This is a genomic window from Streptomyces malachitofuscus (genome assembly GCF_055571035.1).
This window is the reverse complement of the sequence record NZ_JBVIGA010000008.1, coordinates 116,978-142,375: the sequence shown is the minus strand read 5'-3', so window position 1 is coordinate 142,375 and position 25,398 is coordinate 116,978. Positions and strand designations below refer to the sequence as shown.

General features: G+C 71.3%; 26 protein-coding genes and 1 riboswitch. Of the genes, 18 read left to right on the top strand and 8 right to left on the bottom strand.

What is annotated here, in order from left to right; all coding sequences use genetic code 11:
• The first annotated feature begins 24 nt into the window (after positions 1 to 24).
• The 8 genes from lepB (at position 25) to ACZ44S_RS14100 (ending at position 6,711) form a co-directional block, all read left to right on the top strand.
• Complete coding sequence (gene lepB / locus ACZ44S_RS14135; RefSeq protein WP_466928342.1) at positions 25 to 801, top strand: signal peptidase I; 777 nt, start codon at positions 25 to 27, stop codon at positions 799 to 801.
• The gene (locus ACZ44S_RS14130) at positions 791 to 1,318 is read left to right on the top strand and encodes an NUDIX hydrolase (RefSeq protein ID WP_466928339.1); all 528 of its coding nucleotides are present in this window, start codon (positions 791 to 793) and stop codon (positions 1,316 to 1,318) included. Before lepB ends, ACZ44S_RS14130 begins: the two co-directional genes overlap by 11 nt.
• 53 nt (positions 1,319 to 1,371) lie before the next feature.
• Positions 1,372 to 1,680, top strand: a complete 309-nt coding sequence (locus ACZ44S_RS14125; RefSeq protein WP_003993268.1) for a DUF2469 domain-containing protein — start codon at positions 1,372 to 1,374, stop codon at positions 1,678 to 1,680.
• 110 nt (positions 1,681 to 1,790) lie between these two features.
• Positions 1,791 to 2,162: a YraN family protein gene (locus ACZ44S_RS14120; RefSeq protein ID WP_466928336.1), complete on the top strand. Its 372-nt coding sequence runs from the start codon at positions 1,791 to 1,793 to the stop codon at positions 2,160 to 2,162.
• Between the two features lies 1 nt (position 2,163).
• Entirely contained in the window at positions 2,164 to 3,789 is a 1,626-nt protein-coding gene (locus ACZ44S_RS14115) for a YifB family Mg chelatase-like AAA ATPase (RefSeq protein WP_466928333.1), read from the top strand.
• The gene (gene dprA / locus ACZ44S_RS14110; protein ID WP_466928330.1) at positions 3,786 to 4,946 is read left to right on the top strand and encodes a DNA-processing protein DprA; all 1,161 of its coding nucleotides are present in this window, start codon (positions 3,786 to 3,788) and stop codon (positions 4,944 to 4,946) included. The genes ACZ44S_RS14115 and dprA overlap by 4 nt, the downstream gene beginning before the upstream one ends.
• A gap of 273 nt (positions 4,947 to 5,219) precedes the next feature.
• The gene (whiG, locus tag ACZ44S_RS14105) at positions 5,220 to 6,062 is read left to right on the top strand and encodes an RNA polymerase sigma factor WhiG (RefSeq protein ID WP_190165543.1); all 843 of its coding nucleotides are present in this window, start codon (positions 5,220 to 5,222) and stop codon (positions 6,060 to 6,062) included.
• A 91-nt stretch (positions 6,063 to 6,153) separates the two neighbouring features.
• The gene (locus ACZ44S_RS14100; protein WP_190165690.1) at positions 6,154 to 6,711 is read left to right on the top strand and encodes a TetR/AcrR family transcriptional regulator; all 558 of its coding nucleotides are present in this window, start codon (positions 6,154 to 6,156) and stop codon (positions 6,709 to 6,711) included.
• Between the two features lie 178 nt (positions 6,712 to 6,889).
• On the opposite strand, the gene ACZ44S_RS14095 is transcribed toward ACZ44S_RS14100, so the two are convergent.
• A complete protein-coding gene (locus tag ACZ44S_RS14095; protein WP_466928539.1) occupies positions 6,890 to 7,483 on the bottom strand; it encodes a murein hydrolase activator EnvC family protein in 594 nt (197 codons plus the stop codon).
• 290 nt (positions 7,484 to 7,773) lie between these two features.
• Between ACZ44S_RS14095 and rpsB the strand changes: the two genes are divergently transcribed.
• The 10 genes from rpsB to ACZ44S_RS14045 all read left to right on the top strand — a co-directional run bounded on the left by rpsB (position 7,774) and on the right by ACZ44S_RS14045 (position 18,478).
• Positions 7,774 to 8,658 carry a 30S ribosomal protein S2 gene (gene rpsB / locus ACZ44S_RS14090; protein ID WP_466928327.1) on the top strand — a complete coding sequence of 295 codons (885 nt, stop codon included), beginning with the start codon at positions 7,774 to 7,776 and terminating at the stop codon, positions 8,656 to 8,658.
• Positions 8,659 to 8,813: 155 nt separating this feature from the next.
• Complete coding sequence (gene tsf, locus ACZ44S_RS14085; protein ID WP_466928324.1) at positions 8,814 to 9,650, top strand: translation elongation factor Ts; 837 nt, start codon at positions 8,814 to 8,816, stop codon at positions 9,648 to 9,650.
• A gap of 190 nt (positions 9,651 to 9,840) precedes the next feature.
• On the top strand, positions 9,841 to 10,599 hold the full coding sequence (pyrH, locus tag ACZ44S_RS14080; RefSeq protein WP_190165540.1) for a UMP kinase: 759 nt from the start codon (positions 9,841 to 9,843) through the stop codon (positions 10,597 to 10,599).
• A 120-nt stretch (positions 10,600 to 10,719) separates the two neighbouring features.
• A complete protein-coding gene (gene frr / locus ACZ44S_RS14075; protein WP_190165539.1) occupies positions 10,720 to 11,277 on the top strand; it encodes a ribosome recycling factor in 558 nt (185 codons plus the stop codon).
• Positions 11,277 to 12,401, top strand: coding sequence for a phosphatidate cytidylyltransferase (locus ACZ44S_RS14070; RefSeq protein WP_466928321.1), 1,125 nt, complete (start codon positions 11,277 to 11,279; stop codon positions 12,399 to 12,401). The genes frr and ACZ44S_RS14070 overlap by 1 nt, the downstream gene beginning before the upstream one ends.
• 171 nt (positions 12,402 to 12,572) lie before the next feature.
• Positions 12,573 to 13,679, top strand: coding sequence for a dual-specificity RNA methyltransferase RlmN (rlmN, locus tag ACZ44S_RS14065; RefSeq protein WP_466928318.1), 1,107 nt, complete (start codon positions 12,573 to 12,575; stop codon positions 13,677 to 13,679).
• 35 nt (positions 13,680 to 13,714) lie between these two features.
• Positions 13,715 to 13,820, top strand: a riboswitch (TPP riboswitch).
• An 81-nt stretch (positions 13,821 to 13,901) separates the two neighbouring features.
• Complete coding sequence (locus ACZ44S_RS14060; protein ID WP_466928315.1) at positions 13,902 to 14,987, top strand: thiamine ABC transporter substrate-binding protein; 1,086 nt, start codon at positions 13,902 to 13,904, stop codon at positions 14,985 to 14,987.
• Positions 14,988 to 15,034: 47 nt separating this feature from the next.
• Positions 15,035 to 16,636, top strand: coding sequence for an ABC transporter permease (locus tag ACZ44S_RS14055; RefSeq protein WP_466928536.1), 1,602 nt, complete (start codon positions 15,035 to 15,037; stop codon positions 16,634 to 16,636).
• Entirely contained in the window at positions 16,637 to 17,656 is a 1,020-nt protein-coding gene (locus ACZ44S_RS14050) for an ABC transporter ATP-binding protein (RefSeq protein ID WP_466928313.1), read from the top strand. It begins immediately after the preceding gene.
• 24 nt (positions 17,657 to 17,680) lie between these two features.
• Positions 17,681 to 18,478, top strand: coding sequence for a maleylpyruvate isomerase family mycothiol-dependent enzyme (locus tag ACZ44S_RS14045; RefSeq protein WP_466928311.1), 798 nt, complete (start codon positions 17,681 to 17,683; stop codon positions 18,476 to 18,478).
• Between the two features lie 65 nt (positions 18,479 to 18,543).
• Here ACZ44S_RS14045 and ACZ44S_RS14040 read toward each other — a convergent pair whose 3' ends face one another.
• From ACZ44S_RS14040 to ACZ44S_RS14010, 7 genes are all read right to left on the bottom strand, one after another.
• Positions 18,544 to 19,242 (bottom strand): LAETG motif-containing sortase-dependent surface protein, encoded by a 699-nt coding sequence (locus ACZ44S_RS14040; protein ID WP_466928308.1) that lies wholly within the window; start codon positions 19,240 to 19,242, stop codon positions 18,544 to 18,546.
• 148 nt (positions 19,243 to 19,390) lie between these two features.
• Complete coding sequence (locus ACZ44S_RS14035) at positions 19,391 to 20,512, bottom strand: LOG family protein (protein ID WP_466928305.1); 1,122 nt, start codon at positions 20,510 to 20,512, stop codon at positions 19,391 to 19,393.
• Positions 20,513 to 20,535: 23 nt separating this feature from the next.
• The gene (locus tag ACZ44S_RS14030; RefSeq protein WP_466928303.1) at positions 20,536 to 20,943 is read right to left on the bottom strand and encodes a VOC family protein; all 408 of its coding nucleotides are present in this window, start codon (positions 20,941 to 20,943) and stop codon (positions 20,536 to 20,538) included.
• A gap of 109 nt (positions 20,944 to 21,052) precedes the next feature.
• Positions 21,053 to 22,381: a hypothetical protein gene (locus ACZ44S_RS14025; RefSeq protein WP_466928301.1), complete on the bottom strand. Its 1,329-nt coding sequence runs from the start codon at positions 22,379 to 22,381 to the stop codon at positions 21,053 to 21,055.
• Positions 22,363 to 23,112, bottom strand: coding sequence for an ABC transporter ATP-binding protein (locus ACZ44S_RS14020; RefSeq protein ID WP_466928299.1), 750 nt, complete (start codon positions 23,110 to 23,112; stop codon positions 22,363 to 22,365). The genes ACZ44S_RS14025 and ACZ44S_RS14020 overlap by 19 nt, the downstream gene beginning before the upstream one ends.
• 226 nt (positions 23,113 to 23,338) lie before the next feature.
• Entirely contained in the window at positions 23,339 to 24,712 is a 1,374-nt protein-coding gene (locus ACZ44S_RS14015; RefSeq protein ID WP_466928297.1) for an aspartate aminotransferase family protein, read from the bottom strand.
• A gap of 2 nt (positions 24,713 to 24,714) precedes the next feature.
• Positions 24,715 to 25,233 (bottom strand): Lrp/AsnC family transcriptional regulator, encoded by a 519-nt coding sequence (locus ACZ44S_RS14010; protein WP_466928295.1) that lies wholly within the window; start codon positions 25,231 to 25,233, stop codon positions 24,715 to 24,717.
• Positions 25,234 to 25,398: the final 165 nt, after the last annotated feature.

Sequence of the window (25,398 nt, the reverse complement as noted above, 5' to 3'; positions counted from 1 at the left end):
GTACTGCCGGGTAGGGTGCGGCCCATGAGTGGTCAGAGCACGACGCGCACGGTCCCCGGCAGCAGCGGCCCGGGCAGCGCCCGGGCGGGCAGCAGGACCGGGCAGCGCCTGTCCAACCTGGCCGTGGCCCTGGGCATGGTGCTGTTCCTCGGCGGCTTCGTCTGGGGTGCGGTCGTGTACCGGCCGTACACCGTGCCCACCACGTCGATGGCACCGACGATCGCGGCCGGCGACCGGGTACTGGCCCAGCGCATCGACGGCGGTGACGTCCGCCGCGGCGACGTCGTCGTCTTCGAGGACGCCACCTGGTCGAACGCCCCCATGGTGAAGCGGGTGGTCGCCGTGGGCGGTGACAAGGTCTCCTGCTGCCAGGACGGCAAGCTCAAGGTGAACGGCAAGGAGATCGACGAACCGTATCTCCCCGAGGACACGGTGACCGGGTTCGCCAACTTCCCCGAGGTGACCGTTCCGAAGGGGCGCCTGTTCCTGCTCGGTGACGAACGTTCCGGGTCGGTCGACTCCACGGCCCATCTGACCGACGCCGCCGGCGGCACCGTCTCCCGCGATGCGGTCCGGGCCCGGGTCGACGCCGTGGCCTGGCCGATGGACGGCATGCTGGAGGCTCCCACCGGCTTCGAGCAGCTCGGTGCGCTCTCCTCACCCGGCCCGCTCAGGACCGTCGTGGCGCTGGTGGTCGGCGGTGCCGTGCTCGTGCTCGGCGGCGCCGCGTACGGCCCCGTCGCCAAGCGGGCGGGCGCGTCCAGGGCCCGGGCGAACGCGGGGGCCGCCGGTGTCCGCTGAACCCGTCCCGGCGGGCGAGGATTCCTACACGGGCGGGCTGCGCAGGGTCGCCCGGGTCGTGCTGCTCGACCCGCAGGACCGCATCCTCCTGCTGCACGGCCATGAACCGGACGACCCGGCCGACGACTGGTGGTTCACCCCCGGCGGCGGTGTGGAGGGCGACGAAACGCGGGAGCAGGCCGCGCTGCGGGAGCTCGCCGAGGAGACCGGCATCACGGACGTCGAGCTGGGGCCCGTGCTCTGGCGGCGGAGGTGCTCCTTCCCGTTCGCGGGGCGCCGCTGGGACCAGGACGAGTGGTACTACCTCGCCCGCACCACGCAGACGGTCACCGCGGCCACGGCCCTGACCGAGCTGGAGCGGCGCAGTGTCGCCGGAGCACGTTGGTGGACGTGCCCGGAACTCGCCCGTGCCCATGAGACGGTGTATCCGACCAGACTCGCCGAGCTGCTGCGGACACTGCTCGACGAAGGTCCCCCCGCCGGGCCCGTGACCCTGGACACCGAAATCGTCCGGTGACCCCCGGGACTGGCGCACAATGGTGGGATCGCACGGCTGAAGGGGAACATGCCATGAGCGCCGAGGACCTCGAGAAGTACGAGACCGAGATGGAGCTGAAGCTCTACCGGGAGTACCGCGATGTCGTCGGTCTGTTCAAATACGTGATCGAGACCGAGCGGCGCTTCTACCTGACCAACGACTACGAGATGCAGGTGCACTCGGTCCAGGGTGAGGTGTTCTTCGAGGTGTCCATGGCGGACGCCTGGGTCTGGGACATGTACCGGCCGGCCCGCTTCGTGAAACAGGTGCGTGTTCTGACCTTCAAGGACGTGAACATCGAGGAGCTCAACAAGAGCGATCTGGAGCTCCCGAGCGGGTGAGCCGCTTCCTCGTACGGGTGACGGAGTTGTCCACAGCCGCCGAGTTCCGCACCAAGATCCACTCCGGGGGCCGGCCTGCGTGACCGTTGGCCCCGGAGGTGGTGATCGACATGACGGCACAACGGGCACGCAGCGCACTCGGCAGGTATGGCGAGACACTGGCCGCACGACGGCTGACACAGGCGGGGATGACCGTCCTGGAGCGCAACTGGCGCTGCGGCAGGACCGGTGAGATCGACATCGTGGCCAGGGACGGTGACGCCCTGGTCGTCTGCGAGGTGAAGACCCGCAGGGCAGGGCCCTTCCAGCACCCCATGGAAGCCGTCACGCCGGCCAAGGCGAGCCGACTGCGGGGCCTCGCCGAACGCTGGCTGCAGGAACACGGGGGAGCACCGCCCGGCGGGGTCCGCATCGACCTGGTCGGCGTGCTGCTGCCGGCCCGCGGCGCACCCGTCGTCGAGCACGTCCGGGGGGTGGCCTGACATGGGGTTCGCCCGTACGTGCTCGGTGGCGCTGGTGGGCGTCGAGGGCGTGGTCGTGGAGGTCCAGGCCGATCTCGAACCGGGGGTCGCGGCGTTCACGCTGGTGGGGCTGCCGGACAAGAGCCTGACGGAGAGCCGGGACCGGGTCAGGGCCGCCGTGGTCAACTCCGGCGGGGAGTGGCCGCAGAAGAAGCTCACCGTGGGACTCAGCCCGGCCTCGGTCCCGAAGGCCGGCAGCGGGTTCGACCTCGCCGTCGCCTGCGCCGTGCTCGGCGCAGCCGAGCGGATCGACCCACGCGTGCTCGCCGACATCGTGATGATCGGCGAACTCGGGCTGGACGGCCGGGTGCGGCCGGTGCGCGGCATCCTGCCCGCCGTGCTGGCCGCGGCCGACGCGGGATACGAGCAGGTCGTGGTGCCGGAGTGCGCCGCGGCCGAGGCCTCGCTGGTACCGGGCGTGTCCGTCCTGGGCATCCGCAGCCTGCGCCAGCTGATCGCGGTCCTCACCGACGAGCCCGTGCCCGAGGAGGAGGCCGAGGAACCGACGCGCCCCGATCCGCTGCTCGCCGGTCTGCGCGTCCCCGGCACCGGGGCGGCCACCGGCGTGCACAGCGTCGGCGCGGCCCAGCACGACCAGGGCCACGACCTCGCGGATGTCGTGGGCCAGCTCTCGGCACGGACGGCGGTGGAGGTCGCCGCGGCCGGCGGACACCACCTCTTCCTCGAGGGCCCGCCCGGCGCGGGCAAGACCATGCTCGCGGAGCGGCTGCCGTCGATCCTGCCGCCGCTGGACCGGCAGGCGTCCCTCGAGGTGACGGCCGTGCACTCGGTGGCGGGCCTGCTGCCACCGGGCAAGCCCCTGATCGACACGGCCCCCTACTGCGCACCGCACCACTCGGCCACGATGCAGGCACTCGTCGGCGGCGGCCCCGGTACGGCCCGGCCGGGAGCGGTCTCCCTCTCGCACCGGGGCGTGCTGTTCCTGGACGAGACGCCGGAGTTCAGCAGCCGGGCCCTGGACGCCCTGCGCCAGCCGCTGGAGGCCGGACACGTGGTCATCGCGCGCAGTGCGGGGGTGGTGCGCTTCCCGGCGCGGTTCCTGATGGTGCTCGCCGCCAACCCGTGCCCTTGCGGACGTTTCTCGCAGACCAACGACCAGTGCGAATGCCCGCCCTCGGCGATCCGCCGCTACCAGGCCAGACTGTCCGGGCCACTGCTCGACCGGGTGGACCTGCGCGTCGAGGTCGACCGCGTCACCCGCACCGAACTGACGGCGGGCGGCGCCCGGGGCGAGACCACCGCCACGGTCGCCGAACGGGTGAGGGACGCCCGGGAACGCGCGGCCGCGCGGCTCACCGGCACGCCGTGGGGGACCAACAGCGAAGTCCCCGGACGGGAGCTGCGCAGCCGCTGGCAGGCCGCGCCCGGTGCCATGGACGACGCCGAACGGAGCCTGGAGCGCGGTGTGCTCACCGCCCGGGGTCTCGACCGGGTGCTGCGGGTCGCCTGGACCGTCGCCGACCTCTGCGGACACGACCGGCCCGACGCCACGGACGTGGCCCTCGCCCTGCAACTGCGCACCGGTGTCCCGCGCGGGGTGCCCATGACCGTCGGAGCGGCGGTATGAGCGCCGCGGCCGAGCCCGAGCGGGAGCTGCTCGGCCGGGTCTTCCTCACCCGGGTCGTCGAACCCGGTGACGAGACCGGCGGGCGCTGGGTCAGGGAACTCGGCGTGGACGCGGTGGTGCGGAGGCTGCGGAAAGGGACCGAGCCGCTGCCCGGGGTGAGCGGCAGACGATGGGCCGGCCTGGTCGCGCGGGCCGAGCGGGCCGAGCCGGGCAGGGACCTCGCCGTCGCCCGGGACGCCGGGGTGCGGTTCGTCCCTCCGGGCACCGCCGAGTGGCCCGCGCAGCTCGACGACCTGGGGGACGCCCGGCCGCTCGGGCTGTGGGTGCGCGGCGGTGCGGACCTGCGCATGTGGGCGTTGCGCTCGGTCGCCGTGGTCGGCGCCCGTGCCTGCACCGAGTACGGCGCGCACATGGCCGCCACCCTCGCGTCAGGCCTCGCCGAACGCGGCTGGATCGTGGTCTCCGGCGGTGCCTACGGGGTCGACGGCGCCGCTCACCGTGGCGCGCTGGGCTCGGGCGGCGCCACCGTCGCCGTCCTCGCCTGCGGCCTCGACCGGCCCTATCCGCGTGGACACGCCGGGCTGATCGGCAGGATCGCCGAGCAGGGTCTCGTCGTCGGCGAACTGCCGCCCGGCGAGCATCCGACACCGAGCAGATTCATCCTCCGGAACAGGGTGATCGCCGCGCTCACCAGGGGCACGGTCGTCGTCGAGGCCGCCCACCGCAGCGGCTCACTGGTGACCGCCCGAGCGGCCCGGAGACTGGGACGGCACACGATAGGGGTCCCGGGACCGGCCACCAGCGGGCTCTCCGCCGGGGTGCACGAGCTGCTGCGCCAGGACGCCGTCCTGGTCACCGACGCCGACGAGGTCGTCGAGCTGGTCGGGGACATGGGCGAGCTCGCGCCCGAGCGAAGGGGACCGGTGCTGCCCCGGGACCTCCTCGACCCGGCCGGCCGCCAGGTCCTCGCCGCGCTCCCGGCCCGCGGAGCGGCCCGGCCGGACGAGATCGCACGGGCCGCGCAGACCACGCCGGACGACGCGATCGCGAGACTGTACGAACTACGAGCACTTGGTTACGTCGAACGACACGGCGACGGCTGGAAGTTGACGCGCCAGGCGGTGGTGTCGGTACGCGGCGGCCCCGACACCCGTTGACGGAGCGTGTTCGGCCGTCCGGGGGAACCCCGACACCCCTTGGTAATTGCGCCAGTTGGGGTATCCCAGTGATCACTCAGAGCGACGGGCGTGCCCCGGTGGGGCGGCCTCCGGAACGAATCTGCGCACGGTCCCACCTCGATTCTTCGCACACCGCGACGCCGCAGTCACGCTACGCTCACGAGGGATCCCGACACGGACAGGCAACTCGACATCGGACAGACCACGCACCCAGCCCGCACCAGCCCACGGCAGAACGGCACTAGGCGACGAATGCCCCAGCACACCTCCGGGTCCGACCGGGCGGCGATCCCCCCAGCCGCCCGCGACGGTGGCAGCGTGCGGCCGCCCGCTCCCTCGACACTCGACGAGCTGTGGCGGTCGTACAAGGCGACGGGGGACGAACGACTGCGGGAGCAGCTGATCCTGCACTACTCGCCGCTGGTGAAGTACGTCGCCGGCCGGGTCAGTGTGGGGCTGCCCCCCAATGTCGAGCAGGCGGACTTCGTCTCCTCCGGGGTCTTCGGGCTGATCGATGCGATCGAGAAGTTCGACGTCGACCGGGAGATCAAGTTCGAGACCTACGCGATCACCCGCATCCGGGGCGCGATGATCGACGAGCTGCGGGCACTGGACTGGATCCCGCGCTCGGTGCGGCAGAAGGCGCGCAACGTGGAGCGCGCCTACGCCACGCTGGAGGCACGGCTGCGGCGCACGCCGTCGGAGGGTGAGGTCGCCGATGAGATGGGCATCTCGGTGGCCGAGCTGCACGCGGTTTTCAGCCAGCTGTCGCTGGCGAACGTCGTCGCCCTGGAGGAGCTGCTGCACGCCGGGGGTGACGGCGGCGACCAGCTGAGCTTCATGGACACCCTGGAGGACACCGCCGCCGACAATCCGGTGGAAGTGGCCGAGGACCGGGAGCTGCGGAGGTTCCTCGCCCGGGCCATCAACACGCTCCCGGACCGGGAGAAGACCGTGGTCACGCTGTACTACTACGAGGGCCTCACCCTCGCCGAGATCGGCAACGTCCTGGGCGTGACCGAGAGCCGGGTCAGCCAGATCCACACCAAGTCCGTGCTCCAGCTGCGCGCGAAGCTGGCGAGCTTCGGCCGCTGAGCCCGTCCGGCGGAGAGCCGGCCGATCCTCTGGCCGCCGCGGGCCGTGCCTCCGTAAAGTGGTTGACGTGCCAAGGATTCGAGCGGCCTCCGTGGCCGAGCACCGGTCGATGCAGCGAGCCGCCCTGCTGGACGCGGCACGCTCCCTGCTGTCCGAGGGCGGTACGGAGGCGCTGACCTTCCCGGCCCTCGCCGAGCGCACCGGCCTCGCGCGTTCGTCCGTGTACGAGTACTTCCGCTCGCGGGCCGCTGTCGTCGAGGAGCTGTGCGAGGTCGACTTCCCGGTCTGGGCGGCGGAGGTCGAGGCGGCGATGGCGGCCGCCGACGGGGCCGAGGCCACGATCGAGGCCTACGTCCGCAAGCAGCTGGAACTGGTCGGGGACCGGCGGCACCGCGCCGTGGTCGCGATCTCCGCGAGCGAACTCGACGCGGGCGCGCGCGAGAAGATCCGCGCCGCGCACGGCGGTCTCGTGGCCATGATCGGCGACGCCCTGGCAGGCCTGGGCCACACCGAGCCCCGCCTCGCGGCCATGCTCCTCCAGGGCGTGGTCGACGCCGCCGTGCGCCGCATCGAACTGGGCGCGGCGGAACACCCCGACGCGATCACCGAGGCAGCGGTCACGATGGTCCTCAGAGGTGTACGGGGCTGACGACCGCCCCACCCCGGACACGCAGCGTTTCCGCGGCGCCCTGCGCCGCGCGCACGCATGCCTCTCGCCTCTCCGGGACGGAGCGGGCCGCCCAGGACGCCACCACGGCGCGTGAAGGCCGGCGCAGCCGCCCGCGTCGGCTGCCCGTGGGCGGGGCGACGGACGCGTCCGCCGGTGATCATCCGGGTACCGCGATCCCCAGCACCGGCAGCAGTCGCGACGGGCCCCTGTGCAGCAGCCACGGGGGCAGCAGGGTGAGCGGATCCAGATAGACGTCGGCCCGCAGCAGTCCCCAGTGCACACAGGGTGCCGTGCAGTGGGAGCCCCCGGGTTCCACCGTGCCGATCGCCTCACCCGCCGTCACCTCGTCGCCCTCGGCCACCGACGCGCGGACCGGTTCGAAGGTCGTGCGCAACGGGGGATCGCCCGTGCCCGCCAGTTCCACCGCGACGACGCCCCGCCCGGCCACCCGGCCCGCGAAGGAGACCCGGCCCGCCGCCACCGTCCGTACCGGCGTCCCCGGCGCCGCCGCCAGGTCCACGCCACGGTGCCCGCGCCCGTACGCCGTCGCCGGCGGCTCCCAGCCCCGCAGCACCCGGGGCCGTATCCCCACCGGCCACGCCCGTCCGACAGCCGGCGCCGTGCCGTCGACCTCGGCCGCCGGTGCCGCCGCCGGCCAGGACGGAGGCGGCGGGACCAGCAGCGCCGCCAGGGTCATGATCATCAGCAGGACCAGCCGTGCGGCCGTCCTCGCCCAACGCATCCATCGCATCGTTCGCATGCCCGCAGCGTGCCGGGAGCCTGTGATCAGCGCCCGGACCTGTGGACCGCCGGCCGGGTTGTGGACAACGGCGTCACCCGCGGCCTCGCGGGTCCCGTACACTTCTGGTGGCGACCCGGGCCACCGGGTCGACTTCGCACGCCCCGACATCAGGACCGGTCACGGCCGGCACCCCGATGTCAGCGCCCCTCGGTCCTTGCGGCAACGGCGCGTCGTGGGCGTCAGGCGCGGAAGCCGTCCGGCATCCGCGGCACAACCGAGAAATTCAAGGAGATACGGCCATGGCCGTCGTCACGATGCGGGAGCTGCTGGAGAGCGGCGTCCACTTCGGTCACCAGACCCGTCGTTGGAACCCGAAGATGAAGCGCTTCATCTTCACGGAGCGCAACGGCATCTACATCATCGACCTGCTCCAGTCGCTGTCGTACATCGACCGCGCCTACGAGTTCGTCAAGGAGACCGTGGCCCACGGCGGCACGGTCATGTTCGTCGGCACGAAGAAGCAGGCGCAGGAGGCCATCGCCGAGCAGGCCACCCGCGTCGGCATGCCCTACGTGAACCAGCGCTGGCTGGGCGGCATGCTCACCAACTTCTCGACCGTCTACAAGCGTCTGCAGCGCCTCAAGGAGCTCGAGCAGATCGACTTCGAGGACGTGGCCGCCTCCGGCCTCACCAAGAAGGAGCTGCTGGTCCTCTCCCGCGAGAAGGCCAAGCTGGAGAAGACCCTCGGCGGTATCCGCGAGATGCAGAAGGTGCCCAGCGCCGTCTGGATCGTGGACACCAAGAAGGAGCACATCGCGGTCGGCGAGGCCCGGAAGCTCAACATCCCGGTCGTCGCCATCCTCGACACCAACTGCGACCCCGACGAGGTCGACTACAAGATCCCGGGCAACGACGACGCGATCCGCTCCGTCACCCTGCTCACCCGCGTGATCGCCGACGCCGTCGCCGAGGGCCTCATCGCCCGCAGCGGCGTCGCCACCGAGGGCAAGGGCGAGAAGGCCGCCGGCGAGCCGCTGGCCGAGTGGGAGCGCGACCTGCTCGAGGGCGAGAAGAAGGGCGAGGAGGCCGCTCCGGCCGCCGCCGAGGCCGAGAAGCCGGCCGAGGCCCCCGCCGAGGCCCCCGCCGCCGAGGCCGCTCCGGCCGCCGAGGCCGAGCAGGCCTGACCGCCCCGTCAGAGCCGTTGACGGCGGGAGCGGTGACATCTCATCCGCTCCCGCCGTTCACCCGTAGGTCAGCGGCGAGTCGGAGACCTGCCCTCAGGTAGGTCCTGACCCGCAGATCTCCGAACCTCCAGACTTCGAGAAAGATTCACAGACTCATGGCGAACTACACCGCCGCCGACGTCAAGAAGCTCCGGGAGCTCACCGGCGCCGGCATGATGGACTGCAAGAAGGCGCTGGACGAGGCCGACGGCAACGTCGACAAGGCCGTCGAGGCGCTCCGCATCAAGGGCCAGAAGGGCGTCGCCAAGCGCGAGGGCCGCTCCGCCGAGAACGGCGCCGTGGTCTCGATCATCGCCGACGACAACTCCTCCGGTGTCCTCGTCGAGCTGAAGTGCGAGACGGACTTCGTCGCCAAGGGCGAGAAGTTCCAGGCCGTGGCCACCGCCATCGCCGAGCACGTCGCCAAGACCTCCCCGGCCGACCTCGAGGCCCTGCTCGCCTCCGAGATCGAGGCCGGCAAGACCGTCCAGGCGTTCGTGGACGAGGCCAACGCCAACCTGGGCGAGAAGATCGTCCTGGACCGCTTCGCGCAGTTCGCCGACGGCTACGTGACGGCGTACATGCACCGCACGATGCCCGACCTGCCCCCGCAGATCGGTGTGCTCGTCGAGCTGGACAAGCCCAACGCCGAGATCGCCAAGGGCGTCGCCCAGCACATCGCCGCCTTCGCGCCGAAGTACCTCTCCAAGGACGACGTCCCGGCCGAGGTCGTCGAGTCCGAGCGCCGCGTCGCCGAGGAGACCACCCGCGCCGAGGGCAAGCCCGAGGCCGCCCTGCCGAAGATCGTCGAGGGTCGCCTCAACGGCTTCTTCAAGGACGCCACGCTGCTCGGCCAGCCCTACGCGCTCGACAACAAGAAGTCCGTCCAGAAGGTCCTGGAGGAGGCCGGTGTCACCCTGAAGCGCTTCACGCGCATCAAGGTCGGCATCTGAGTCCGTACCGCGACGGGCGCGCGACCCCGATAGGGTCGACAGCAGTCGTTCGGACACGCGTCCGCGCACGCGCGCGTGCCGGACGACAGCAGATCTGACGAGGAGGCCATTGCCGCATGGGATGCGAACCACGCCCCACCGGCAATGGCCTTCTTCGTATGTGCAACACGCGAAAGAGGCGGGATCCCCGATGACCACCAAGGCTGAGAAGAGCGACGACGGCAAAGTACGCGGCCGGTTTCTGCTGAAGCTGTCCGGAGAGGCCTTCTCCGGTGGCGGGGGGCTGGGTGTCGACCCCGACGTGGTGCACGCCATCGCACGTGAGATCGCGGCCGTCGTACGGGACGGGGCGCAGATCGCGATCGTCATCGGCGGCGGCAACTTCTTCCGCGGCGCCGAGCTCCAGGTGCGCGGCATGGACCGCGCCCGCTCCGACTACATGGGCATGCTCGGCACCGTGATGAACTGCCTCGCCCTCCAGGACTTCCTGGAGAAGGAAGGTGTGGACTGCCGCGTGCAGACCGCCATCACCATGGGGCAGGTCGCCGAGCCCTACATCCCGCTGCGTGCCGTACGCCACCTGGAGAAGGGCCGTGTCGTCATCTTCGGCGCCGGTATGGGCATGCCGTACTTCTCCACCGACACCACCGCCGCCCAGCGCGCCCTGGAGATCGACGCCGAGGCGCTGCTCATGGGCAAGAACGGCGTGGACGGGGTCTACGACTCCGACCCCAAGACCAACCCCGACGCCGTCAAGTTCGACGCGCTCGGCTACGGCGAGGTCATCACCCGGGACCTGAAGGTCGCCGACGCGACGGCCGTCACGCTCTGTCGTGACAACAGCCTGCCGATCGTCGTCTTCGAGCTTCTGAAGGAGGGCAATATCGCCCGCGCGGTCAAGGGTGAGAAGATCGGCACGCTTGTGGGTGACCACGCCGGTCGCAACTGACCGGGGGATGGACAATGTCCTGCCGGTCGGGAACCGTGCAGGAAGAAGACGCGACGCAGCCGGCCGCCGCCCCGACAAGGAACCGCAGCCGGGCCTACTCAAGACACGCAGGAGCAAGTGGTGATCGAAGAGACCCTCCTCGAGGCCGAGGAGAAGATGGAGAAGGCCGTCGTGGTCGCCAAGGAGGACTTCGCCGCGATCCGCACCGGCCGTGCGCACCCGGCGATGTTCAACAAGATCGTGGCCGACTACTACGGCGCGCCGACGCCGATCAACCAGCTGGCCTCGTTCTCCGTGCCCGAGCCGCGCATGGCCGTGGTGACGCCGTTCGACAAGAGCGCGCTGCGCAACATCGAGCAGGCGATCCGCGACTCCGACCTGGGCGTCAACCCGAGCAACGACGGCAACATCATCCGGGTGGTGTTCCCCGAGCTGACCGAGGAGCGCCGTCGCGAGTACATCAAGGTCGCCAAGGGCAAGGGTGAGGACGCCAAGGTCTCCATCCGTTCCGTGCGCCGCAAGGCCAAGGACGCCATCGACAAGATGATCAAGGACGGTGAGGTCGGCGAGGACGAGGGCCGCCGTGCGGAGAAGGAGCTCGACGACACCACCGCGAAGTACGTCGCCCAGGTGGACGAGCTCCTGAAGCACAAGGAAGCGGAACTGCTCGAGGTCTGATGAACGACTCTTCCTGGGGGCCGCCGCAGACCGGGTACTGGGGGCCGTCCGACCACGGGCCCGGCCAGGGGGCTGCCCCGGCGGGTCCCGCGTACGATGCGCACTACGCGCAGCAGACTCGCCCCATGCCCATCGTGCCCGACGTGCCCGAACACGGCGGAGACCAGGATGCGGACCGGGGGGCCGCTCGGCTGAGCGGCCCCCTGTTCCGAGACGAGATGCCGCAGGCACGGCCCCATCCCGGGGAGGTGCAGCAGAATCCGGAGCCCATGCCCGACGCCCCGCAGCCGGCGCCCGCCCCGCAGAAGAAGAGCGCGGGACGCGACCTCGGCGCCGCGATAGGCGTCGGCGTCGGACTCGGCGCGGTGATCGTCGCGTCGCTGTTCGTCGTCAAGGCCGTATTCGTCGGGGTGGTCGCCGTCGCCGTCGTGGTCGGCCTGTGGGAGCTGACCACGCGGCTCGAGGAGCGCAAGGGCGTCAAGGCACCCCTCGTCCCGCTCGCGCTCGGCGGTGCGGCCATGGTCGTCGCCGGGTACGCCCGCGGGGCCGAGGGCGCGTGGGTCACCATGGCGCTCACCACGCTGGCGGTGCTCGTCTGGCGTATGACGGCGCCGCCCGAGGGCTACCTCAAGGACGTCACGGCGGGCGTCTTCGCGGCGTTCTACGTCCCGTTCCTGGCGACCTTCGTCGCGATGATGCTCACCGCCGACGACGGTCCCTGGCGCGTCCTCACCTTCCTCCTGCTGACCGTGGTCAGTGACACGGGCGCGTACGCCGTCGGCTGGCGCTTCGGCAAGAACAAGCTCGCCCCGCGGATCAGCCCCGGCAAGACCCGCGAGGGCCTGCTCGGCGCCATCGCGTTCGCGATGGTCGCGGGCGCCCTGTGCATGCAGTTCCTGATCGACGACGGCAGCTGGTGGCAGGGCCTGTTGCTGGGCCTCGCGGTCGCGGCCAGCGCCACCCTGGGCGACCTCGGCGAGTCCATGATCAAACGCGACCTGGGCATCAAGGACATGGGCACCCTGCTGCCCGGCCACGGCGGCATCATGGACCGCCTGGACTCCCTGCTGCCGACGGCACCGGTGGTGTGGCTGCTGCTGGTCCTCTTCGTGGGCTCCGGCTGACCCACCCCCTCCACACCGCTCGGGCCCCCGTCCTCCCAGGACGCGGGCCCGATCCCGTTGCAGCGGACGGTGTCCCTCCACGGGGCGGGCGAGACCCGGGAACGTCCGGGCCGCCGGCCCGTTCCGAGCCCGGCCGGGCCACCCGAGTCGATCTGCGACACTGGTACAGCCATGCCTAAGCCCGGAGAACTTACTTTCGTCGCCCCCCGTGGAGCCAAGAAGCCGCCGCGGCATCTTGCCGATCTCACGCCCGCCGAGCGCAAGGAGGCGGTCGTTGCGGTCGGTGAGAAGGCGTTTCGTGCCAAGCAGCTCTCGCAGCACTACTTCGCGCGGTACGCGCACGATCCGGAGCAGTGGACCGACATCCCGGCCGGCGCGCGCGGCAAGCTGCAGGAGGCGCTGCTTCCGGAGCTGATGACGGTCGTGCGGCATCTGTCGACCGACCAGGGGACGACCCGCAAGACGCTGTGGAAGCTGTTCGACGGGACGCTCGTCGAGTCCGTGCTGATGCGTTACCCGGACCGGGTGACCATGTGCATCAGCTCGCAGGCCGGCTGCGGTATGAACTGCCCGTTCTGCGCCACGGGGCAGGCGGGACTGGACCGGAACCTCTCGACGGCCGAGATCGTGCACCAGATCGTGGACGGGATGCGCGCGCTGCGGGACGGCGAGGTGCCCGGCGGCCCGGCGCGGCTGAGCAACATCGTGTTCATGGGCATGGGGGAGCCGCTCGCCAACTACAAGCGGGTCGTGGGTGCCGTCCGGCGGCTCACCGACCCCGAGCCGGACGGGCTCGGGCTGTCGCAGCGGGGGATCACCGTGTCCACCGTGGGCCTCGTACCGGCCATCCACCGCTTCTCCGACGAGGGCTTCAAGTGCCGGCTCGCCATCTCGCTGCACGCTCCCGACGACGAGCTGCGCGACACCCTCGTCCCGGTGAACACGCGGTGGAAGGTGCGCGAGGTACTGGACGCCGGGTTCGAGTACGCGGCCAAGTCCGGGCGGCGGCTGTCCATCGAGTACGCGCTCATCCGGGACATCAACGACCAGGCCTGGCGCGGTGACCGGCTGGGGCGGCTGCTCAAGGGGCGGCCCGTGCACGTCAACCTCATCCCGCTCAACCCCACGCCCGGCTCCAAGTGGACCGCCTCCCGCCCCGAGGACGAGAAGGCGTTCGTCGAGGCGATCGCCGCCCATGGTGTGCCGGTGACGATCCGGGACACCCGTGGACAGGAGATCGACGGGGCGTGCGGTCAGCTCGCCGCGAGCGAGCGGTAAGGTGACCCGAGTAAGTCCTAGGTAAGTACAACCTCATATTCCGACAGGGGAGCGCCACAGCGCTGAGAGTGCGGCACCGGCCGCAGACCCTCCGAACCTGGCCCAGGTCATTCTGGGTAGGGAGATCGGTCATCACTCGAGCTGTTGCGCCCTGCCCGGGACTCCGCCCAGGGGTCCCGGGCAGGGCCGCGTCTCTTCCTGGTCACCCCCAGGAGGAATCAAGTGGGCATCACCAAGAAGGTCACGGTCCTGGCCGTCGGGCTGGGGCTGGTCACGCTGTCCGCGTGCGGGTCGTCCGACGACGGCGGCAGCGGCGACGGCGGCGGGTCCAGGACCGTGACCCTCGTCAGCCACAACTCGTGGGCCGTGTCCGAGGACGTCGTCGCCGCCTTCGAGAAGCAGTCCGGCTACGAGCTCAAGGTCCTCGAGGACGGCGACGCGGGACAGGCCGTGAACAAGGCCGTCCTGACCAAGGACAATCCCCAGGGCGACGTCTTCTTCGGCGTCGACAACACCCTGCTCTCCCGCGCCCTCGACAACGGGCTGTTCCAGCCGTACGAGGCCCGGGGCGCGGAGAAGGTCCTGCCCGAGTACCGGGCCGACGAGGACGAGCACCGGGTCACCCCCGTCGACACCGGCGACATCTGCGTCAACTACGACAAGGCGTGGTTCAGCGAGAACGACGTGAATCCGCCGAAGACCTTCGACGACCTGATCAAGCCCGAGTACAAGGACCTCCTGGTCGTCGAGAACGCCTCCACCTCCTCACCCGGCCTGGGCTTCCTGCTCGGCACGGCCGCGAAGTACGGCGACGAGGGCTGGCAGGACTACTGGAAGAAGCTCCGGAACAACGGCGTCAAGGTCGTCGACGGCTGGGAGCAGGCCTACAACGAGGAGTTCTCCGGCTCGGCCGGCGGCAAGAAGGCCAAGGCCGATCGCCCGCTCGTCGTGTCGTACGCCTCCTCGCCGCCCGCCGAGGTCATCTACGCCGACCCCAAGCCGAAGACCGCGCCCACCGGCGTGGCCGAGGGCACCTGCTTCCGCCAGGTCGAGTACGCCGGACTGCTGAGCAACGCGAAGAACCCCGAGGGCGGCAAGGCGCTGCTCGACTTCCTGGTCGGCAAGCAGTTCCAGGAGGACATGCCGCTCAACATGTTCGTGTACCCGGTGCTGGAGGACGCGGCGGTGCCCGCGGAGTTCAGTGAGTTCGGGCCGCAGGCGAAGGATCCGGAGACCATGGACCCGGCGAAGATCGCCGAGAACCGTGACCAGTGGGTCAAGTCGTGGACCTCGCTCGTACTGAAGTGACGCGAGCCGCGGCCAGGCGGCGCGGGAACGCGGCGCGGCTCGGTCTGATGGCCGTGCCCGTCGCGTTCTTCGCCGTCTTCTTCGCCTATCCCGTCGCCGCGATCGTCGCGCGCGGTCTGAAGACGGACGGGACCTGGCAGCTCGGGCGGATCGGGGACGTGCTGGCCCAGTCCGACGTCCGGCAGGTCCTGTGGTTCACCACCTGGCAGGCCCTCGTCTCCACCGCGCTCACCCTGCTGATCGCCCTGCCCGGCGCCTATGTGTTCGCCCGCTTCGACTTCCCCGGCAAGCAGGTGCTGCGAGCCGTGGTCACGGTGCCGTTCGTGCTGCCCACGGTCGTCGTCGGCACGGCGTTCATGGCGCTGGTCGGACGCGGTGGACTCCTCGACGCACTGTGGGGCGTGCGCCTGGACACCACCGTGTGGGCGATCCTGCTGGCGCATGTCTTCTTCAACTACGCCGTCGTGGTGCGCACGGTCGGTGGTCTCTGGGCCCAGCTCGACCCGCGGCAGGAGGAGGCCGCACGGATGCTCGGCGCCTCGCGGTTCGCGGCCTGGCGGACCGTCACCCTGCCCGCGCTCGCGCCCGCCGTGGCGGCCGCCGCGCTGATGGTCTTCCTGTTCACCTTCACCTCCTTCGGAGTGGTGCAGATCCTGGGCGGGCCGACCTTCTCCACGCTCGAGGTGGAGATCTACCGGCAGACCTCCGAGATCTTCGACCTGTCCACGGCCGCCGTCCTGACGATGATCCAGTTCGTCGCCGTGGGCTCCATCCTCGCCCTGCACGCCTGGACCGTCCGGCGGCGGGAGACCGCGCTGCGGCTCGTGGACGCCACGGTGACCGCCCGCCGGCCGCGCGGCGCCGGGCAGTGGGCCCTGCTGGGCGCAGTCGTCGCCACCGTCGCCGTACTGCTTCTGTTGCCGCTCGCGGTGCTGGTGGAACGTTCTTTCGGTGCCGGCGGTCTCGGCTACTACCGGACGCTGACCGAGGACGACGGAGGCGTGTTCCTGGTCGCGCCGATCGAGGCGGTCGGCAACTCGCTGCAATACGCCCTCGCCGCCACCGCCATCGCCGTGGTGATCGGCGGCCTCGCGGCCGTCGCGCTGACCCGGCGGGACGCGGGACGGCTGGTGCGCGGGTTCGACGCCCTGCTGATGCTGCCGCTCGGGGTGTCGGCGGTGACGGTCGGCTTCGGCTTCCTGATCGCCCTCGACGAGCCGCCGCTGGACCTCAGGGCCTCCTGGATCCTGGTCCCGCTCGCGCAGGCGCTCGTGGGGGTGCCGTTCGTCGTACGGACCATGCTGCCGGTGCTGCGGGCCGTGGACGTGCGGCTGCGGGAGGCGGCGGCGGTGCTCGGGGCGTCGCCGTGGCGGGCCTGGCGCGAGGTGGACCTGCCGATGGTGCGGCGGGCGCTGCTGATCGCGGCCGGCTTCGCCTTCGCGGTGTCGCTGGGGGAGTTCGGGGCGACGGTGTTCATCGCGCGGCCGGAGAACCCCACGCTGCCGGTGGCCGTGGCGCGGCTGCTCGGGCGGCCCGGAGACCTCAACTACGGCCAGGCGATGGCCCTGTCGACGATTCTGATGATCGTGTGCGCGGTGGCGCTGCTGGTGCTGGAGCGGCTGCGGACCGACCGGACCGGGGAGTTCTAGATGCTGCTGAGCCTTCGGGCCGCGACCGTCCGCTTCGGCGGGCGGGCGGTGCTGGACGCCGTCGACCTGGAGGTCGCCGAGCAGGAGATCGTGTGTGTGCTCGGGCCCAGCGGCAGCGGCAAGTCGACGCTGCTGCGGGCGGTCGCGGGTCTGCAGCCCCTCGACGCCGGGCGGATCCTGCTCGACGGACACGACCAGTCGGGCGTGCCCGCGCACCGGCGCGGGGTGGGGCTGATGTTCCAGGACCACCAGCTCTTCCCGCAGCGGGACGTGGGCGGCAACGTCGCGTTCGGGCTGCGGATGCACGGCGCGTCACGCGCCCGGCAGGCGGAGCGCGTGGCGGAGCTGCTGGACCTGGTGGGTCTGCCCGGGGCGGCAGGGCGGGCCGTCGCCGCGCTGTCCGGGGGCGAGCAGCAGCGCGTCGCGCTGGCCCGTGCCCTGGCTCCCAGTCCCCGGCTGCTGATGCTGGACGAGCCGCTCGGACAGCTCGACCGGTCGCTCAGGGAACGGCTCGTCGTCGAACTGCGCGAGCTGTTCGGCAGGCTGGGCACGACCGTGCTCGCCGTGACCCACGATCAGGGCGAGGCGTTCGCGCTGGCCGACCGGGTGGTGGTGATGCGGGACGGGCGGATCGCCCAGTCCGGCACGCCGCTCGAGGTGTGGCAGCGGCCGGCCGACGCCTTCGTGGCGCGTTTCCTCGGTTTCGAGAACGTCGTCGAGGCAGCCGTCGGGGACGGGGCCGCCGTGACCCCCTGGGGCAAGGTCCCTGTGCCGGACGGTGCCCCGCAGGGCACGCGGACGCTGCTGGTCCGGCCCGCCGGTGTCCGCCTGGTGCCCGTCGAGGAGGGGCTGCGCTGCACCGTGGCGGCGCGTACCTTCCGGGGCACCCATGTCGCCGTGCACCTCCAGCCCGAGGACGCGCCCCGGCTGGAGGCGGCCTGTGCGCTGAGGGCCGCGCCGGAGGTCGGGGACGAGGTCGGAGTGGAGTTCGACGAGGCGGAAATCGCCGTGCTGGGGTGACCGCGGCTGCCTAGGGTGTGCGTCATGACTCAACTCGCGTACGACCGTTACTGCCGCGAGATCGCCGGTCAAGTGGCGCTGCTGCGGACCGTGGTGACGTCCGGCGCCGATCTGTCGGCACCGGTGCCGACCACCCCCGAGTGGTCCCTGGAGGAGCTCGTACGGCACGTCGGCGGCTCGCTGCGCTGGGCGGCGCTGATGGTGCGCACCGGGGCCGAGGACGAGATACCCGAGGAGCGGGTGCCCGGATACGACGGGCCGGGGGAGTGGGGCGACCGCGGCGCGCTGGACGCGTGGCTGGCGGAGTCCGGCGAGCTGATCGTCGGCGACCTGCGGACGGCCGGGCCCGACGCGAAGGTGTGGAGCTGGGCGGACATCCGCAACGCCGGGTTCTGGGCCCGCCGTATGACGCACGAGCTGATCGTCCATCGCGCGGACGCGGCCCTCGCCGCGGGACTGCCCTTCGAGGTCGCGCCCGAGGCCGCCGCCGACGCGATCGACGAGTGGCTGGAGATCGTCGAGTGGGCGCAGCGGACGGATCCCGAGGACTCGGTGCACGAGCTGCGCGGGCCCCGGCGCACCATCCATCTGCACGCCACGGACACCGGGGCGGACACCGGCGCGGAGTGGCTGATCGAACTCACCGAGGAGGGCGTCTCCTGGCACCGGGGCCATGAGAAGGCCACGGTCGCCCTGCGCGGACCGCTCACCGCGGTGCTTCTGGCCTTCTACCGCCGGGTGCCGCTCGACGCGCCGGACCTGCAGGTGCTCGGCGACCGGGAGCTGCTGGAGTTCTGGCTGGAGCGGGCGACGTTCGGCTGAGCGTCCAAAACGACGAAGCGGCCCGTCCCCGGCGGGGTACGGGCCACTCCTGTGCCGGTGCGGGGTCAGCGGTCGCTGTTCGCCCCTCGGCGGCGCATGCCGAAGAAGACCGCGCCACCGCCGATCGCGACCAGGGCGGCCGCGATGCCGGCGATCAGGCCGGTGTTGGAGTCGGCGCCCGTCTCGGCGAGGTTGGACTCACCGGCCGGGGACGGCGCGTTGCTCGAGGTGTCCGCCGGAGGGGTGCTCTCGCTCCGAGACGCCGACGGGGTCGGGGAGCCGGGCTCCTCGGCCGGGGCCGAGGGGTTCTCCGAAGGGGTCGAGGGCGCCGGAGCCGGGGGCTCCTCCTCCGTCTTCTTGCAGGACGTCGCCGGGGTGGTCAGGTTCGGCTTGATGTCCTCGTCGACGTAGGGCGTCGCCTTGACGTGGATGCGGTACTCGGCGTTCGGCTTCCAGTCCTCCTCGAAGGTGATGGTGGTGCCCTCACGGGTGCCCTTGACCACCTGCTCGCCGACCTTCTTGATGTCGGCGCCGTTGTTCTGCAGGAACACGGTGACGGTGGCGGGGACGCCGGTCGGGTCGACGTCGGTGACGGTGATGACACCGTTGTCGCCGACACACTCGGCCTCGGCCGAGAACTCGTTGATGTTGCAGGCCGCCGCGCTGCCGGCAACGCCGAGCGCGAGCGCGGCGGACGCGGAGGCGACACCGAGGGCGCGCACGGAGCGCGCGACGGTATGGCGGGATACGGACAGAACTGCCACGTTTGTCCTTTACGGGGATGCGCAAATGCGGGGGGTTGAGGGAGTGTTGACGGAGCATCAGCACTTCCATGTGGCTCCCAGGTCTATAAGCGCCGCATAAGTAGTGTCAACGCATATGCCGACAGCAGGCCCGGGCTTTGCCCTTTCGTTAACCGCCCAGATGTTTCAACGCCTCCGGAGCGTCTTCGATCCGGTCCACCAGGGCGATCCGCGCGTCCATCGAACGCTCCCGGGCGAGGGATTGCAGCAGCGGCCAGGCCGGCAGCTTCTCCGTCCAGTGCGCCCGGTTCACCAGCACCATGGGCGTGGGTTCACCGCGCGACTCGTAGTAGTTCGGTGTCGCGTTGTCGAAGATCTCCTGCACGGTGCCGGCGGCGCCCGGCAGGAAGACCACGCCCGCGTTGCAGCGGGCCAGCAGCCCGTCCTCACGCGTGGCGTTGGCGAAGTACTTCGCGATGTGGGACGCGAAGGCGTTGGGCGGCTCGTGACCGTAGAACCAGGTGGGGATCCCGACCGAGTGGTTGCCCTTCGGCCAGCGGGTGCGCACCTCGAAGGCGGCGCGCGCCCAGTCGGTGACCGACGGCGTGAACGAGGGCGCGGCCGCGAGCAGTCGGCAGGCCTCGTCCAGCACCGACTCGTCGTAGGGGGCCGCGTAGGCGCCGAGGTTCGCCGCCTCCATCGCGCCCGGGCCGCCGCCCGTGGCCACCGTGAAACCGGCGTGGGTCAGCGCCCGTCCGAGCCGGGCGGCACCCAGGAACTGCTCGGTGCCGCGGGCCATCGCGTGACCGCCCATCACCCCCACGACCCGTGCTCCGCGCAGGAGTTCGTCGAGGGCGTCGGACATGGAGTCGTCGTGCACCGCGCGGAGCATGGAGGCGAGGATGTCGCCGTCCGCCTTGGTCCGCTGGAACCAGGCGTAGGCCAGCGCGTCCGAAGTCGCCTCATAGCCCTTGTCGAGCGAGGCGAACAGGTCACCGGGTGTGTAGAGATGCCCCCGGTAGGGGTCGAAGGGCAGGCCCGGGACCGGAGGCAGCACCAGGGCGCCGTCGGCACGGAGCTTCTCCGCCGCGTCCGGACGCATCCGGCAGCCGAGGAACACCGCCTCGGCGGTGTCGGTGGTGAGCAACTCCCGGGTCCGGTCGGTCAGATCGACGGCCTGGACACGGAACCCGGAGAGCGTGCCGCGCGACGAGACGATCGCGTCGAACTCCTCGAGCGTCTCGATCTCGCGGTCCCCGTGATGGACGGCATGGGCGGGACTGGTCTGCACCCGCCCATGCTAGGTCCTGTGGCTCAGCCCTCGACGGCCGCCGGGTCCATCCACACGACCTCCCAGGTGTGGCCGTCGAGGTCGTCGAAGGAGCGGCCGTACATGAAGCCGTGGTCCTGGGTCTCGCCGGCGACCGTCCCGCCCGCCGCCAGGGCCTTGTCCACCAGCTCGTCGACCTTCTCGCGGCTCTCGGCGCTCAGTGCGATCAGCACCTCGCTGCTCTTCGTCGCGTCCGCGATCTCCTTCTTCGTGAACTCCGCGTACTTCTGGCGGGTCAGCAGCATCGCCACGATGGTGTCGCTGATCACGACCGAGGCGGCGGTCTCGTCGCTGAACTGCGCGTTGATCGAGTAGCCCAGCTCCGTGAAGAACGTCTTCGAGGCGTCGAGGTCGTTGACGGGCAGGTTCACGAAGATCATCTGCTGGTACATGGCGGGGTCTCTCCCAATCGGTTCCGTAGCGTTCGTGAGGGTAGACAGGCCGCCCGGGCGAAACTCATCGGCCCGCGGAGATCTTTTCCGATCAGTTTCCCGCAGGCCCTCAGCCGGCCAGCGGCCACGCCGACAGCTCGGCGACGACCAGCGACAACGGGCCGAACAGGGCGAGCAGCACGCCCGCGCGGAGCGCGGCCGCCCGGCGCAGCGTCGCCACGGGCGCGCCGATGCGCCGGAGTTCGGCGGTGGTGTCGGAGCGGGCCTGCTTCGCCTCGACGGCGGCCGTCAGCAGGGTCGCCACCGTGCAGCCCGCCACCAGCAGCACCCCGAGCGCGACGAGCGGGCCGGATGACGCGTCCTCGCCGTCGTGCAGTGAGGCCATGGCGTACGCGGCCGACATGACCGCGCAGACCACGCCCAGCGGCCGGCCGATGCGCGTGGCCTCCGTCATGAGCACCCGCCCGGCGAGCAGCCGCAGCGCGCCCGGGCGGACCGTCTGGAGCAGCCGGCCGCACAGGTGCGTGAGCCCCGGGCCGACGAGCGCGAGACCGACGCAGGCCAGGGCCAGCCCGAGCAGCGCGGCCGGCCGGTCGCCCGGTTCGCCCCCCGCGCCCGTACGGCTCGCGAAGGCCTCCACGGCCAGCCCCACCGCCAGCACCGCGATGCCCCAGGGCAGTCCCGACGGCGGCGTGTGCGGAACGGCGGGCGGCACCTCGGCGGCCTCGGCGTCCGGCTCGGCGACGCTCACGGCGGTGTCCGCCGCGCCCCCCTGTTCCGGCGCCTCACCAGCCGTACGCCGGCCGCGTGCCGGAGCGCCCAGCTGCTTGCCGAAGCGTCCGTACGCCCCGAACGACTCACGTGCCGCCGTGCGCCGGTACGCGCCGAACCTGCCGTACGTCCGTGCCGCGCGGGGCGCGCCCGACACCGGCTCGGCCGGCCGCAGTGCCACCGCCACCGCCCCCGACGCGCTCAGCGGCACCAGGGCCAGCAGTGTCAGGGCGGCCGGCAGCGGAAGCGGCCGCCCGGCGGCGAGGAAGTCCGTCGCGGCGCCGTCGAAGGGCATGCCGGTGAGGTCGCCGCGCAAGTGGAGGAAGACCAGCAGGGCCAGCGCCGAACCCAGCAGACAGGACAGGGCCGTGGTGGTCGCGGAGATCACCATCAGACGGACGGGACCCAGACCGATCGCCGACAGACCGGGCCGGGGCCGGGTCGCCGGATCGGTGCGGGCGACCGCGACCGCGAAGTAGACCGTGGCGGCCAGCGGGGCAGCGCACCAGGCCAGCCGGAGCGCCGAGACGGAGGGGTCCGGGTTGCCCAGGGCATGGCCGAGGGCGCTCAGCAGCAGGAAGCCGGTGCCCGCCGACGCGGCCGCGACCAGCAGCCGGCGCAGCTGGACGGCCGGATGGGCGCCGAGGCTCAGACGGAGAGCGAGCACGCCGCCCGGCCTTCCGTCTCGGCCGTCCCGGAGACCGGCGGCAGGTGGACGGTGTGCACGCGCCGCCCGTCGAGCAGCGACACGGTGCGGTCGGCGAGCGCGGCGGTCTGGGCGTCGTGGGTCGCGAGGACGACGGTGATGCCGTGCGAGCGGGCCGCGGTGGTGAGCGTGCGCAGGACGTGGGCACGGTCGACGCGGTGCAGGGGCGCGGTCGGCTCGTCGGCGAACAGCACCGTGGGCGCCGGTACGAGGGCGCGGGCGATGCACACCCGCTGCCGCTCCGCGTGCGTCAGCTCCCCGGGGTGCTTGCGCGCCTTGTCACCGATGTCGAGGCGCTCCAGCCATTCCAGGGCCACCGTCTTGGCACGGCGCCGGCCGGTGCCGCGCAGCATCAGCGGCAGGGCGGCGTTCTCCCAGACGTTCAGCTCGGGCACGAGCAGCGGGGCGGGGTCGATCCAGCCGAAGCGGTCCCGGAGCAGCCGTTCGCGGGCCGCCGGGGTCATGGTGTGCACGGGCACGCTGTTGAACCAGATCTCGCCGCTGCGTGCGGGCAGCAGTCCGGACAGACAGCGCAGCAGGGTCGTCTTGCCGCTGCCACGGGGGCCTCCGACGGCGAGGATCTCGCTCTCCCGCACGCCGAGCGAGACCCCGCTCAGCCCGGGCGAGCCGTCGTCGTGCCGGAAGTGCAGGGCGCGCGCCCAGAGCACGTCGTTGTCCGGTGGGGCCACCATGGCGTACACCTCGGTTCGGATCGGAAATGCCGTGCGCGATTCGGGTAAGTCCCCCGTCCGGGGGAACGAAGGCGCGGCCGATCGGTCACTGGGCACGCTAGGCAGGCCACGGCGGCGGGCCGGACAGCACGCGGCCCCGGACCGCCGTTTCTCACTCGAACGGGCGGCTCCGGGGCCGTCGTTGATCATCCAGAAGGAAGATCGGAACCTCGGACGGCGTAACGGACTACAGCTTGGTCCACGCCTCGGAGAGGGTCGCGCGCAGGATCTGCTCGATCTCGTCGAAGGTCTCCTGGTCGGAGATCAGCGGCGGGGCGAGCTGGACGACCGGGTCGCCGCGGTCGTCGGCACGGCAGTACAGGCCGTTCTCGAAGAGCTTCTTCGACAGGAAGCCGTAGAGGACGCGCTCGGTCTCGTCGGCGTCGAAGGACTCCTTGGTGTTCTTGTCCTTGACCAGCTCGATGCCGTAGAAGAAGCCGTTGCCGCGGACGTCGCCGACGATCGGCAGGTCGTGCAGCTTCTCCAGGGTGGCGCGGAAGGCGCCCTCGTTGTCCAGCACGTGCTGGTTCAGGCCCTCGCGCTCGAAGAGGTCGAGGTTGGCGATGCCGACCGCGGCGGAGACCGGGTGGCCGCCGAAGGTGTAGCCGTGCAGGAAGGTGTTCTCGCCCTTGTAGAACGGCTCGGCGAGACGGTCGGAGACGATGCAGGCGCCGATCGGGGAGTAGCCCGAGGTCATGCCCTTGGCGCAGGTGATCATGTCCGGGACGTAGCCGAACTTGTCGCAGGCGAACGTGGTGCCGAGGCGGCCGAAGGCGCAGATGACCTCGTCGGAGACGAGCAGCACGTCGTACTGGTCGCAGATCTCGCGCACCCGCTGGAAGTAGCCGGGCGGGGGCGGGAAGCAGCCGCCGGCGTTCTGCACCGGCTCCAGGAAGACGGCCGCGACCGTGTCCGGGCCCTCGAAGAGGATCTGCTGCTCGATCTGGTCGGCGGCCCAGCGGCCGAACGCCTCCGGGTCGTCACCGAAGATCGGCGCACGGTAGATGTTGGTGTTCGGCACCTTGTGGGCGCCCGGCACCAGCGGCTCGAACGGGGCCTTCAGACCCGGCAGCCCGGTGATGGACAGGGCGCCCTGCGGGGTGCCGTGGTAGGCCACCGCGCGGGAGATCACCTTGTACTTGGTCGGCTTGCCGGTGAGCTTGAAGTACTGCTTGGCGAGCTTCCAGGCGGTCTCCACCGCCTCACCGCCGCCGGTGGTGAAGAAGACCTTGTTCAGGTCGCCCGGCGCCTCGTTCGCGAGCCGCTCCGCGAGCTCCACGGCCTTGGGGTGGGCGTAGGACCACACCGGGAAGAAGGCCAGCTCCTGGGCCTGCTTGGAGGCCGTCTCCGCGAGCTCCTGACGGCCGTGGCCCGCCTGCACCACGAACAGGCCCGCGAGGCCGTCGAGGTAGCGCTTGCCCTTGTCGTCGTAGATGTGGGTGCCCTCGCCCCGGACGATGGTGGGGACGGGGGCGTTCTCGTACGAGGACATGCGGGTGAAGTGCATCCACAGGTGGTCGTACGCGGACTTGCTGAGGTCCTTGGGGCTGTCGGTGCTCACGATTATCGGGTTCCCCACATGTAGGTCTGCTTCTTGAGCTTGAGGTAGACGAAGCTCTCGGTGGAGCGCACTCCGGGAACGGCCCGGATGCGTTTGTTGATGACCTCCAGAAGGTGGTCGTCGTCCTCGCAGACGATCTCGACCATCAGGTCGAAGGAGCCCGCGGTCATCACCACGTACTCGCATTCGTCCATGGCGGCCAGCGCGTCGGCCACGGACTCCACGTCGCCCTCGACGTTGACCCCGACCATCGCCTGCCGGCGGAAGCCCACGGTGAGCGGATCCGTGACGGCGACGATCTGCATCACGCCCTGGTCGAGCAGCTTCTGGACGCGCTGGCGCACGGCCGCCTCCGACAGGCCCACCGCCTTGCCGATGGCGGCGTACGGCCGGCGGCCGTCCTCCTGGAGCTGCTCGATGATGGCGAGGGAGACGGCGTCCAACTGGGGACCGCCGCCGTTCTTGGACTCGCGGGAGTCCTTCGGGTCTGCGCTTCGACTGGCCACGGGGCCACTCTGCACGACGTATCGACAGTTTCGCAAGGCTCGATCGATGAAATTCGTTGTCCTCGGGGGTCTGTCTTGCGGATTTCGCAGATGCGGGGCGGGCGGGGGTGTTGAAAACGTCAGCCGTCGGTTTAGGGTGGGTGTCTCAGAGCTTGGACAGCTCGACACCTTCGAGCCGAC